At 32.3% G+C, this 12,380-nt stretch carries 16 protein-coding genes; all 16 read left to right on the forward strand.

Annotation, left to right across the window (positions count from 1 at the left end):
* Positions 1-20: 20 nt before the first annotated feature.
* The 16 genes from Q9969_RS04335 to Q9969_RS04410 all read left to right on the forward strand — a co-directional run bounded on the left by Q9969_RS04335 (position 21) and on the right by Q9969_RS04410 (position 11,897).
* Entirely contained in the window at positions 21-617 is a 597-nt protein-coding gene (locus tag Q9969_RS04335; protein WP_305554859.1) for a hypothetical protein, read from the forward strand.
* The gene (locus Q9969_RS04340; protein ID WP_305554862.1) at positions 533-1,024 is read left to right on the forward strand and encodes a hypothetical protein; all 492 of its coding nucleotides are present in this window, start codon (positions 533-535) and stop codon (positions 1,022-1,024) included. The genes Q9969_RS04335 and Q9969_RS04340 overlap by 85 nt, the downstream gene beginning before the upstream one ends.
* Positions 1,025-1,030: 6 nt before the next feature.
* Positions 1,031-2,470 (forward strand): hypothetical protein, encoded by a 1,440-nt coding sequence (locus Q9969_RS04345; protein ID WP_305554865.1) that lies wholly within the window; start codon positions 1,031-1,033, stop codon positions 2,468-2,470.
* On the forward strand, positions 2,467-2,946 hold the full coding sequence (locus Q9969_RS04350) for a hypothetical protein (protein WP_305554868.1): 480 nt from the start codon (positions 2,467-2,469) through the stop codon (positions 2,944-2,946). The genes Q9969_RS04345 and Q9969_RS04350 overlap by 4 nt, the downstream gene beginning before the upstream one ends.
* Entirely contained in the window at positions 2,903-3,439 is a 537-nt protein-coding gene (locus Q9969_RS04355) for a hypothetical protein (protein WP_305554871.1), read from the forward strand. The genes Q9969_RS04350 and Q9969_RS04355 overlap by 44 nt, the downstream gene beginning before the upstream one ends.
* A complete protein-coding gene (locus tag Q9969_RS04360; protein ID WP_305554874.1) occupies positions 3,414-4,352 on the forward strand; it encodes a hypothetical protein in 939 nt (312 codons plus the stop codon). The genes Q9969_RS04355 and Q9969_RS04360 overlap by 26 nt, the downstream gene beginning before the upstream one ends.
* Before the next feature lie 33 nt (positions 4,353-4,385).
* Positions 4,386-4,808 (forward strand): hypothetical protein, encoded by a 423-nt coding sequence (locus Q9969_RS04365; protein ID WP_305554876.1) that lies wholly within the window; start codon positions 4,386-4,388, stop codon positions 4,806-4,808.
* 99 nt (positions 4,809-4,907) lie between these two features.
* Positions 4,908-5,735 (forward strand): hypothetical protein, encoded by an 828-nt coding sequence (locus Q9969_RS04370; protein ID WP_305554878.1) that lies wholly within the window; start codon positions 4,908-4,910, stop codon positions 5,733-5,735.
* Positions 5,719-6,234, forward strand: coding sequence for a hypothetical protein (locus Q9969_RS04375; RefSeq protein WP_305554880.1), 516 nt, complete (start codon positions 5,719-5,721; stop codon positions 6,232-6,234). Before Q9969_RS04370 ends, Q9969_RS04375 begins: the two co-directional genes overlap by 17 nt.
* Before the next feature lie 22 nt (positions 6,235-6,256).
* Positions 6,257-6,490, forward strand: a complete 234-nt coding sequence (locus tag Q9969_RS04380; RefSeq protein ID WP_305554882.1) for a hypothetical protein — start codon at positions 6,257-6,259, stop codon at positions 6,488-6,490.
* A 55-nt stretch (positions 6,491-6,545) separates the two neighbouring features.
* Positions 6,546-6,719, forward strand: a complete 174-nt coding sequence (locus Q9969_RS04385) for a hypothetical protein (RefSeq protein WP_305554884.1) — start codon at positions 6,546-6,548, stop codon at positions 6,717-6,719.
* A 10-nt stretch (positions 6,720-6,729) separates the two neighbouring features.
* Positions 6,730-8,010: a hypothetical protein gene (locus Q9969_RS04390; RefSeq protein ID WP_305554886.1), complete on the forward strand. Its 1,281-nt coding sequence runs from the start codon at positions 6,730-6,732 to the stop codon at positions 8,008-8,010.
* Positions 8,011-8,043: 33 nt separating this feature from the next.
* On the forward strand, positions 8,044-8,712 hold the full coding sequence (locus Q9969_RS04395) for a hypothetical protein (RefSeq protein ID WP_305554889.1): 669 nt from the start codon (positions 8,044-8,046) through the stop codon (positions 8,710-8,712).
* A 16-nt stretch (positions 8,713-8,728) separates the two neighbouring features.
* Positions 8,729-9,217, forward strand: coding sequence for a hypothetical protein (locus Q9969_RS04400; protein ID WP_305554890.1), 489 nt, complete (start codon positions 8,729-8,731; stop codon positions 9,215-9,217).
* Positions 9,214-10,572 carry a DUF11 domain-containing protein gene (locus Q9969_RS04405; RefSeq protein WP_305554892.1) on the forward strand — a complete coding sequence of 453 codons (1,359 nt, stop codon included), beginning with the start codon at positions 9,214-9,216 and terminating at the stop codon, positions 10,570-10,572. The genes Q9969_RS04400 and Q9969_RS04405 overlap by 4 nt, the downstream gene beginning before the upstream one ends.
* A 1,193-nt stretch (positions 10,573-11,765) precedes the next feature.
* Positions 11,766-11,897 (forward strand): hypothetical protein, encoded by a 132-nt coding sequence (locus Q9969_RS04410; RefSeq protein WP_305553426.1) that lies wholly within the window; start codon positions 11,766-11,768, stop codon positions 11,895-11,897.
* Positions 11,898-12,380: the final 483 nt, after the last annotated feature.

The raw sequence follows: 12,380 nt of genomic DNA on the forward strand, positions 1-12,380 counted from the left end.
ATGGTAGTTGGACTAATAATTTGACTTTGAATGGTAATTTTACTGTTAATGCTACTGTTACTACTGTTAATCCAATTAAGACTGTGAATAATTCTAATCCTGTTGTGGGTGAGGTTATTGAGTATAATTTGACTGTTAATAATACTGGTAGTGTTGTTATTTCTGATAATGTTACTTTGGTTGATTCATTGCCTGATGGTCTTGTTTATGCTGGTGATTATAGTGTTGTTGGTGGTAAGGTTGTTAAGTTCGCGCAATCTGGTAATAAGTTGATTTGGGTTGTTAGTGATATTGCTCCTGGTAGTTCTATGATCATTACTGTTAAGGTTAAGGTTGTTAGGGATGGTAGTTGGACTAATAATTTGACTTTGAATGGTAATTTTACTGTTAATGCTACTGTTACTACTGTTAATCCAATTAAGACTGTGAATAATTCTAATCCTGTTGTGGGTGAGGTTATTGAGTATAATTTGACTGTTGAAATAATACTGGTAGTGTTGTTATTTCTGATAATGTTACTTTGGTTGATTCATTGCCTGATGGTCTTGTTTATGCTGGTGATTATAGTGTTGTTGGTGGTAAGGTTGTTAAGTTCGCGCAATCTGGTAATAAGTTGATTTGGGTTGTTAGTGATATTGCTCCTGGTAGTTCTATGATCATTACTGTTAAGGTTAAGGTTGTTAGGGATGGTAGTTGGACTAATAATTTGACTTTGAATGGTAATTTTACTGTTAATGCTACTGTTACTACTGTTAATCCAATTAAGACTGTGAATAATTCTAATCCTGTTGTGGGTGAGGTTATTGAGTATAATTTGACTGTTAATAATACTGGTAGTGTTGTTATTTCTGATAATGTTACTTTGGTTGATTCATTGCCTGATGGTCTTGTTTATGCTGGTGATTATAGTGTTGTTGGTGGTAAGGTTGTTAAGTTCGCGCAATCTGGTAATAAGTTGATTTGGGTTGTTATGATACTTTGCATGATTACTGTTAAGGTTAAGGTTGTTAGGGATGGTAGTTGACTAATTTTGACTGGTAATTTTACTGTTAATGCTACTGTTGTTGTTAATCCAATTAAGAGTGAGTATAATTTGACTGTTAATAATACTGGTAGTGTTGTTATTTCTGATAATGTTACTTTGGTTGATTCATTGCCTGATGGTCTTGTTTATGCTGGTGATTATAGTGTTGTTGGTGGTAAGGTTGTTAAGTTGCAATCTGGTAATAAGTTGATTTGGGTTGTTAGTGATATTGCTCCTGGTAGTTCTATGATCATTACTGTTAAGGTTAAGGTTGTTAGGGATGGTAGTTGGACTAATAATTTGACTTTGAATGGTAATTTTACTGTTAATGCTACTGTTACTACTGTTAATCCAATTAAGACTGTGAATAATTCTAATCCTGTTGTGGGTGAGGTTATTGAGTATAAGGTTTTGACTGTTAATAATACTGGTAGTGTTGTTATTTCTGATAATGTTACTTTGGTTGATTCATTGCCTGATGGTCTTGTTTATGCTGGTGATTATAGTGTTGTTGGTGGTAAGGTTGTTAAGTTCGCGCAATCTGGTAATAAGTTGATTTGGGTTGTTAGTGATATTGCTCCTGGTAGTTCTATGATCATTACTGTTAAGGTTAAGGTTGTTAGGGATGGTAGTTGGACTAATAATTTGACTTTGAATGGTAATTTTACTGTTAATGCTACTGTTACTACTGTTAATCCAATTAAGACTGTGAATAATTCTAATCCTGTTGTGGGTGAGGTTATTGAGTATAATTTGACTGTTAATAATACTGGTAGTGTTGTTATTTCTGATAATGTTACTTTGGTTGATTCATTGCCTGATGGTCTTGTTTATGCTGGTGATTATAGTGTTGTTGGTGGTAAGGTTGTTAAGTTCGCGCAATCTGGTAATAAGTTGATTTGGGTTGTTAGTGATATTGCTCCTGGTAGTTCTATGATCATTACTGTTAAGGTTAAGGTTGTTAGGGATGGTAGTTGGACTAATAATTTGACTTTGAATGGTAATTTTACTGTTAATGCTACTGTTACTACTGTTAATCCAATTAAGACTGTGAATAATTCTAATCCTGTTGTGGGTGAGGTTATTGAGTATAATTTGACTGTTAATAATACTGGTAGTGTTGTTATTTCTGATAATGTTACTTTGGTTGATTCATTGCCTGATGGTCTTGTTTATGCTGGTGATTATAGTGTTGTTGGTGGTAAGGTTGTTAAGTTCGCGCAATCTGGTAATAAGTTGATTTGGGTTGTTAGTGATATTGCTCCTGGTAGTTCTATGATCATTACTGTTAAGGTTAAGGTTGTTAGGGATGGTAGTTGGACTAATAATTTGACTTTGAATGGTAATTTTACTGTTAATGCTACTGTTACTACTGTTAATCCAATTAAGACTGTGAATAATTCAAATTTAATCCTGTTGTGGGTGAGGTTATTGAGTATAATTTGACTGTTAATAATACTGGTAGTGTTGTTATTTCTGATAATGTTACTTTGGTTGATTCATTGCCTGATGGTCTTGTTTATGCTGGTGATTATAGTGTTGTTGGTGGTAAGGTTGTTAAGTTCGCGCAATCTGGTAATAAGTTGATTTGGGTTGTTAGTGATATTGCTCCTGGTAGTTCTATGATCATTACTGTTAAGGTTAAGGTTGTTAGGGATGGTAGTTGGACTAATAATTTGACTTTGAATGGTAATTTTACTGTTAATGCTACTGTTACTACTGTTAATCCAATTAAGACTGTGAATAATTCTAATCCTGTTGTGGGTGAGGTTATTGAGTATAATTTGACTGTTAATAATACTGGTAGTGTTGTTATTTCTGATAATGTTACTTTGGTTGATTCATTGCCTGATGGTCTTGTTTATGCTGGTGATTATAGTGTTGTTGGTGGTAAGGTTGTTAATGTTCGCGCAATCTGGTAATAAGTTGATTTGGGTTGTTAGTGATATTGCTCCTGGTAGTTCTATGATCATTACTGTTAAGGTTAAGGTTGTTAGGGATGGTAGTTGGACTAATAATTTGACTTTGAATGGTAATTTTACTGTTAATGCTACTGTTACTACTGTTAATCCAATTAAGACTGTGAATAATTCTAATCCTGTTGTGGGTGAGGTTATTGAGTATAATTTGACTGTTAATAATACTGGTAGTGTTGTTATTTCTGATAATGTTACTTTGGTTGATTCATTGCCTGATGGTCTTGTTTATGCTGGTGATTATAGTGTTGTTGGTGGTAAGGTTGTTAAGTTCGCGCAATCTGGTAATAAGTTGATTTGGGTTGTTAGTGATATTGCTCCTGGTAGTTCTATGATCATTACTGTTAAGGTTAAGGTTGTTAGGGATGGTAGTTGGACTAATAATTTGACTTTGAATGGTAATTTTACTGTTAATGCTACTGTTACAAGTTACTGTTAATCCAATTAAGACTGTGAATAATTCTAATCCTGTTGTGGGTGAGGTTATTGAGTATAATTTGACTGTTAATAATACTGGTAGTGTTGTTATTTCTGATAATGTTACTTTGGTTGATTCATTGCCTGATGGTCTTGTTTATGCTGGTGATTATAGTGTTGTTGGTGGTAAGGTTGTTAAGTTCGCGCAATCTGGTAATAAGTTGATTTGGGTTGTTAGTGATATTGCTCCTGGTAGTTCTATGATCATTACTGTTAAGGTTAAGGTTGTTAGGGATGGTAGTTGGACTAATAATTTGACTTTGAATGGTAATTTTACTGTTAATGCTACTGTTACTACTGTTAATCCAATTAAGACTGTGAATAATTCTAATCCTGTTGTGGGTGAGGTTATTGAGTATAATTTGACTGTTAATAATACTGGTAGTGTTGTTATTTCTGATAATGTTACTTTGGTTGATTCATTGCCTGATGGTCTTGTTTATGCTGGTGATTATAGTGTTGTTGGTGGTAAGGTTGTTAAGTTCGCGCAATCTGGTAATAAGTTGATTTGGGTTGTTAGTGATATTGCTCCTGGTAGTTCTATGATCATTACTGTTAAGGTTAAGGTTGTTAGGGATGGTAGTTGGACTAATAATTTGACTTTGAATGGTAATTTTACTGTTAATGCTACTGTTACTACTGTTAATCCAATTAAGACTGTGAATAATTCTAATCCTGTTGTGGGTGAGGTTATTGAGTATAATTTGACTGTTAATAATACTGGTAGTGTTGTTATTTCTGATAATGTTACTTTGGTTGATTCATTGCCTGATGGTCTTGTTTATGCTGGTGATTATAGTGTTGTTGGTGGTAAGGTTGTTAAGTTCGCGCAATCTGGTAATAAGTTGATTTGGGTTGTTAGTGATATCTGGTAGTTCTAATCAAGTTGAGGTTGTTAGGGATGGTAGTTGACTAATAATTTGACTTTGAATAATGGTAATTTTACTGTTAATGATACTACTGTTAATCCAATTAAGACTGTGAATAATTCTAATCCTGGTAGTTCTATGATCATTACTGTTAAGGTTAAGATAATGTTGTTATGGGATGGTAAGGTTGTTAGTTGGACTAATAATTTGACTTTGAATGGTAATTTTACTGTTAATGCTACTGTTACTACTGTTAATCCAATTAAGACTGTGAATAATTCTAATCCTGTTGTGGGTGAGGTTATTGAGTATAATTTGACTGTTAATAATACTGGTAGTGTTGTTATTTCTGATAATGTTACTTTGGTTGATTCATTGCCAGTGATGGTCTTGTTTATGCTGGTGATTATAGTGTTGTTGGTGGTAAGGTTGTTAAGTTCGCGCAATCTGGTAATAAGTTGATTTGGGTTGTTAGTGATATTGCTCCTGGTAGTTCTATGATCATTACTGTTAAGGTTAAGGTTGTTAGGGATGGTAGTTGGACTAATAATTTGACTTTGAATGGTAATTTTTGTTAATGCTACTGTTACTACTGTTAATCCAATTAAGACTGTGAATAATTCTAATCCTGTTGTGGGTGAGGTTATTGAGTATAATTTGACTGTTAATAATACTGGTAGTGTTGTTATTTCTGATAATGTTACTTTGGTTGATTCATTGCCTGATGGTCTTGTTTATGCTGGTGATTATAGTGTTGTTGGTGGTAAGGTTGTTAAGTTCGCGCAATCTGGTAATAAGTTGATTTGGGTTGTTAGTGATATTGCTCCTGGTAATAATTTGTTAAGGTTAAGGTTGTTAGGGATGGTAGTTGGCACTAATAATTTGACTTTGAATGGTAATTTTACTGTTAATGCTACTGTTACTACTGTTAATCCAATTAAGACTGTGAATAATTCTAATCCTGTTGTGGGTGAGGTTATTGAGTATAATTTGACTGTTAATAATACTGGTAGTGTTGTTATTTCTGATAATGTTACTTTGGTTGATTCATTGCCTGATGGTCTTGTTTATGCTGGTGATTATAGTGTTGTTGGTGGTAAGGTTGTTAAGTTCGCGCAATCTGGTAATAAGTTGATTTGGGTTGTTAGTGATATTGCTCCTGGTAGTTCTATGATCATTACTGTTAAGGTTAAGGTTGTTAGGGATGGTAGTTGGACTAATAATTTGACTTTGAATGGTAATTTTACTGTTAATGCTACTGTTACTACTGTTAATCCAATTAAGACTGTGAATAATTCTAATCCTGTTGTGGGTGAGGTTATTGAGTATAATTTGACTGTTAATAATACTGGTAGTGTTGTTATTTCTGATAATGTTACGTTTGGTTGATTCATTGCCTGATGGTCTTGTTTATGCTGGTGATTATAGTGTTGTTGGTGGTAAGGTTGTTAAGTTCGCGCAATCTGGTAATAAGTTGATTTGGGTTGTTAGTGATATTGCTCCTGGTAGTTCTATGATCATTACTGTTAAGGTTAAGGTTGTTAGGGATGGTAGTTGGACTAATAATTTGACTTTGAATGGTAATTTTACTGTTAATGCTACTGTTACTACTGTTAATCCAATTAAGACTGTGAATAATTCTAATCCTGTTGTGGGTGAGGTTATTGAGTATAATTTGACTGTTAATAATACTGGTAGTGTTGTTATTTCTGATAATGTTACTTTGGTTGATTCATTGCCTGATGGTCTTGTTTATGCTGGTGATTATAGTGTTGTTGGTGGTAAGGTTGTTAAGTTCGCGCAATCTGGTAATAAGTTGATTTGGGTTGTTAGTGATATTGCTCCTGGTAGTTCTATGATCATTACTGTTAAGGTTAAGGATTGTTAGGGATGGTAGTTGGACTAATAATTTGACTTTGAATGGTAATTTTACTGTTAATGCTACTGTTACTACTGTTAATCCAATTAAGACTGTGAATAATTCTAATCCTGTTGTGGGTGAGGTTATTGAGTATAATTTGACTGTTAATAATACTGGTAGTGTTGTTATTTCTGATAATGTTACTTTGGTTGATTCATTGCCTGATGGTCTTGTTTATGCTGGTGATTATATTGGTAAGGTTGATGGTCTGGTAATAAGTTGATTTGGGTTGTTAGTTATTGCTGGTAGTTCTATGATCATTACTGTTAAGGTTAAGGTTGTTGGATGGTAGTTGGACTAATAATTTGACTTTGAATGGTAATTTTACTGTTAATGCTACTGTTACTACTGTTAATCCAATTAAGACTGTGAATAATTCTAATCCTGTTGTGGGTGAGGTTATTGAGTATAATTTGACTGTTAATAATACTGGTAGTTGTTGTTATTTCTGATAATGTTACTTTGGTTGATTCATTGCCTGATGGTCTTGTTTATGCTGGTGATTATAGTGTTGTTGGTGGTAAGGTTGTTAAGTTCGCGCAATCTGGTAATAAGTTGATTTGGGTTGTTAGTGATATTGCTCCTGGTAGTTCTATGATCATTACTGTTAAGGTTAAGGTTGTTAGGGATGGTAGTTGGACTAATAATTTGACTTTGAATGGTAATTTTACTGTTAATGCTACTGTTACTACTGTTAATCCAATTAAGACTGTGAATAATTCTAATCCTGTTGTGGGTGAGGTTATTGAGTATAATTTGACTGTTAATAATACTGGTAGTGTTGTTATTTCTGATAATGTTACTTTGGTTGATTCATTGCCTGATGGTCTTGTTTATGCTGGTGATTATAGTGTTGTTGGTGGTAAGGTTGTTAAGTTCGCGCAATCTGGTAATAAGTTGATTTGGGTTGTTAGTGATATTGCTCCTGGTAGTGTATCTATGATCATTACTGTTAAGGTTAAGGTTGTTAGGGATGGTAGTTGGACTAATAATTTGACTTTGAATGGTAATTTTACTGTTAATGCTACTGTTACTACTGTTAATCCAATTAAGACTGTGAATAATTCTAATCCTGTTGTGGGTGAGGTTATTGAGTATAATTTGACTGTTAATAATACTGGTAGTGTTGTTATTTCTGATAATGTTACTTTGGTTGATTCATTGCCTGATGGTCTTGTTTATGCTGGTGATTATAGTGTTGTTGGTGGTAAGGTTGTTAAGTTCGCGCAATCTGGTAATAAGTTGATTTGGGTTGTTAGTGATATTGCTCCTGGTAGTTCTATGATCATTACTGTTAAGGTTAAGGTTGTTAGGGATGGTAGTTGGACTAATAATTTGACTTTGAATGGTAATTTTACTGTTAATGCTACTGTTACTACTGTTAATCCAATTAAGACTGTGAATAATTCTAATCCTGTTGTGGGTGAGGTTATTGAGTATAATTTGACTGTTAATAATACTGGTAGTGTTGTTATTTCTGATAATGTTACTTTGGTTGATTCATTGCCTGATGGTCTTGTTTATGCTGGTGATTATAGTGTTGTTGGTGGTAAGGTTGTTAAGTTCGCGCAATCTGGTAATAAGTTGATTTGGGTTGTTAGTGATATTGCTCCTGGTAGTTCTATGATCATTACTGTTAAGGTTAAGGTTGTTAGGGATGGTAGTTGGACTAATAATTTGACTTTGAATGGTAATTTTACTGTTAATGCTACTGTTACTACTGTTAATCCAATTTGTGAATAATTCTAATCCTGTTGTTAGGTTATTGAGTATAATTTGACTGTTAATAATACTGGTAGTGTTGTTATTTCTGATAATGTTACTTTGGTTGATTCATTGCCTGATGGTCTTGTTTATGCTGGTGATTATAGTGTTGTTGGTGGTAAGGTTGTTAAGTTCGCGCAATCTGGTAATAAGTTGATTTGGGTTGTTAGTGATATTGCTCCTGGTAGTTCTATGATCATTACTGTTAAGGTTAAGGTTGTTAGGGATGGTAGTTGGACTAATAATTTGACTTTGAATGGTAATTTTACTGTTAATGCTACTGTTACTACTGTTAATCCAATTAAGACTGTGAATAATTCTAATCCTGTTGTGGGTGAGGTTATTGAGTATAATTTGACTGTTAATAATACTGGTAGTGTTGTTATTTCTGATAATGTTACTTTGGTTGATTCATTGCCTGATGGTCTTGTTTATGCTGGTGATTATAGTGTTGTTGGTGGTAAGGTTGTTAAGTTCGCGCAATCTGGTAATAAGTTGATTTGGGTTGTTAGTGATATTGCTCCTGGTAGTTCTATGATCATTACTGTTAAGGTTAAGGTTGTTAGGGATGGTAGTTGGACTAATAATTTGACTTTGAATGGTAATTTTACTGTTAATGCTACTGTTACTACTGTTAATCCAATTAAGACTGTGAATAATTCTAATCCCTGTTGTGGGTGAGGTTATTGAGTATAATTTGACTGTTAATAATACTGGTAGTGTTGTTATTTCTGATAATGTTACTTTGGTTGATTCATTGCCTGATGGTCTTGTTTATGCTGGTGATTATAGTGTTGTTGGTGGTAAGGTTGTTAAGTTCGCGCAATCTGGTAATAAGTTGATTTGGGTTGTTAGTGATATTGCTCCTGGTAGTTCTATGATCATTACTGTTAAGGTTAAGGTTGTTAGGGATGGTAGTTGGACTAATAATTTGACTTTGAATGGTAATTTTACTGTTAATGCTACTGTTACTACTGTTAATCCAATTAAGACTGTGAATAATTCTAATCCTGTTGTGGGTGAGGTTATTGAGTATAATTTGACTGTTAATAATACTGGTAGTGTTGTTATTTCTGATAATGTTACTTTGGTTGATTCATTGCCTGATGGTCTTGTTTATGCTGGTGATTATAGTGTTGTTGGTGGTAAGGTTGTTAAGTTCGCGCAACTTCTGGTAATAAGTTGATTTGGGTTGTTAGTGATATTGCTCCTGGTAGTTCTATGATCATTACTGTTAAGGTTAAGGTTGTTAGGGATGGTAGTTGGACTAATAATTTGACTTTGAATGGTAATTTTACTGTTAATGCTACTGTTACTACTGTTAATCCAATTAAGACTGTGAATAATTCTAATCCTGTTGTGGGTGAGGTTATTGAGTATAATTTGACTGTTAATAATACTGGTAGTGTTGTTATTTCTGATAATGTTACTTTGGTTGATTCATTGCCTGATGGTCTTGTTTATGCTGGTGATTATAGTGTTGTTGGTGGTAAGGTTGTTAAGTTCGCGCAATCTGGTAATAAGTTGATTTGGGTTGTTAGTGATATTGCTCCTGGTAGTTCTATGATCATTACTGTTAAGGTTAAGGTTGTTAGGGATGGTAGTTGGACTAATAATTTGACTTTGAATGGTAATTTTACTGTTAATGCTACTGTTACTACTGTTCATAAGGCTGATTTAGTCATTATTAAGAATGTGTCTAATAAATCTCCGAATTATTTAGACAAGATTGCCTGGTCTATTACTGTGGTTAATCTTGGTCCTAATAGTGCTCATGATGTTGTTGTCACAGATTTATTACCTAATGGTCTTGTTTACCTTGGTTATGATGCTGCTAAAGGTGCTTATAATCCAATTACTGGTTTGTGGAACATTGGTGTTTTAAATGTAGGTGAACGTGTTGTTTTAACTATCTATTCATTAGTGGATGTTTCTAACTCTACTATTATTAACTTAGCTGTTGTTAATAGTACTACTTATGACCCAAACATGAGTAATAATAAAGATAATGAATCTATTGTTGTTTCTCCTGCTGCAGATCTTGAGGTTATTAAAGTGTCTAATGTTGATTTTGCTGTTGTTGGCGATACTGTGATTTGGACTATTACTGTTATTAATCATGGTCCTGATAATGCTACTAATGTTAGGTTATTTGACTTATTGTCTTCTAGTTTAAAATTAGTCAATTTCATTGTTAGTAGGGGTAGTTTTAATAAATTTACTGGTGTTTGGAGTCTTGGTGAGTTGAAAGCTGGTGATAATGCTACTATTCGCATTATTACTATTGCTTTGGTTAGTGGTCATGTTGTGAACTTTGCTAATGTTACTAGTGATGTTTATGATCCGAATATGACTAATAATAAGGATAATGCTACTGTTAATGTTATTAATAAGACAATACCTCCAGAATCTCCAGAACCTTCTAAACCTTCAAAACTTCCTGTTCATTCAATGAGGGCTACAGGTAATCCAATCTTAATGGTGTTAATGGCATGTCTATTAATTGGATCTTCTATTGTTTATAGAAGAAGGAAAAATTAAATTATATGGGGTGGTGGGGAAACACTCCTCATCATTACTTTCTTTTTTTAAAGTAACACTTATTTAAACATAGTTCCATGAATAAACTATTATTTTATTTTACCATGCTTTTTATTATTCTAATATGTCAAATGTTTTGAGTATATTCCTGTTTATTCATATAAGGTTTTTCCTAATGAAATTTTTTAATTATTATCATTATTAATAACACTGTTATATCACTTTTAGACGAAATTTAATCTCTTTCAAAAACTTGTGTGATTTGAATTTTTACTATTTTTTGAGCCACGAAATTTTTTCGTTTTAATTTTTTCTTTATTTTTAATTTAAAAGTATTAAAATTAATATATAAGGTGGAACTTAAATATTAATATGAATAACAACAATATTAAAGCTCCATATGAATGTATGGAGTTAAAAGAATATAAACTTTCCGATTTTATTCCAGAGTTTTTTCTGAATTCCGTCAATCTGATGATCTTTCTCGATTTGGTTGTGAAAAATATTGCTGATAATCTATATATTAGACTGGAAAAAAAGAGGTAAAACTTATTTTTGAAAAATAGAATTAGTATTTTATCCAAGTTGTAAATCAAAAGATGCTGTTAAAAATGGAACTTACGAAAGGAAACTAATCTTTTTTTAAGAATTGGAGAACAAATGTGCACTATTCAAAAATATAAATGCAAAAAAATGCGGCAAAGTTTTTTTATACTGATTTATCCTCACTTTTTTATCCTAATTCTAATATTACATTGCCCGTTATTGATTGTATTGAAAATTTATATCAAATTTTATGGTGCAGGGCTCCACAAAATACGATTTGACTTAAAAAATCAACACAACATCGAAATCTCACACCAAAGCATAGAAAACATATTATTAAAACTCAAATTATCAATTTAACTATCCAAATTGGACTTATTTATGGTTTATTATTTATTTGACAGTCTTTGGGTTAAAATTAATGGGATTTGGATATTATATTTTTAGCATTATTCGACGTTAAACTGAATACTTTAGTTTCAGTCAAATTAGTCGAATCAGAAGATTACAAGACCATTTATCAATTCTTAAACGAATCACTAAGAAATCAAAAGAAAATATCAATATGAACATGACTTAAAACATGAATATCGAGAAGCAATGAGATAGATAAACTAAAAGTAAAACATCATTTCTGCAAATTTCACGTGAAACAAAACATAAACAAAAGATTTAAAGACTATTTTAATAAAAACCAACTAACAGATGAAGAAAAAGAAATCTTAACAGAATTAAAACAAGACATTTATAAAAATATTGGATGCAGAAACACTCAATGATGCTAAAAAAACTACGTGACATGTTAATTGATAAAAAAATACCCTCCAAACAACTTCACAATACAAAATCCTATGGAAATTCATCATTCCTTACTTTAAAAAATTAACGAACCACCTTGAAAACACGAATATTCCATCGACAAACAATAAAATCGAAAACATCTTCCAAAAAGTATTCCCAAAACATATAAAAAGAACAATGAAGATAAAACAAGGACTTTTAACAAGATTCATGCTAAAACTAAATTATTGGAACATAAAAAATGAAAAAGAAAAAAAATCACACAAGTTTTTGAAAGAGCCCAGTTTCTAGGGCTATTTCAAAAACTTGGAAAAGGTGATTTAAACATCTGCAAGTTTTTTATTAAAAACTTTTTCTTAATATTTGGAGTTATTTTTATAATTTAAAGCTAATTAATCAGTTATTTTGAAAAATTTAAATGAATAGATTAATCGAAAAAATTAGTTATCACACAAGTTTTT

It is taken from the genome of Methanobrevibacter sp. V74 (genome assembly GCF_963082495.1).
Classification (GTDB): Archaea; Methanobacteriota; Methanobacteria; order Methanobacteriales; family Methanobacteriaceae; genus Methanocatella.

Bases quoted from the DNA above. Each gene is read 5' to 3' on its own strand.
- Q9969_RS04370 (WP_305554878.1), top strand. From the start codon at position 4,908: ATGGTAATTTTTGTTAATGCTACTGTTACTACTGTTAATCCAATTAAG.
- Q9969_RS04360 (WP_305554874.1), top strand. From the start codon at position 3,414: ATGCTACTGTTACAAGTTACTGTTAATCCAATTAAGACTGTGAATAAT.
- Q9969_RS04375 (WP_305554880.1), top strand. From the start codon at position 5,719: ATGTTACGTTTGGTTGATTCATTGCCTGATGGTCTTGTTTATGCTGGT.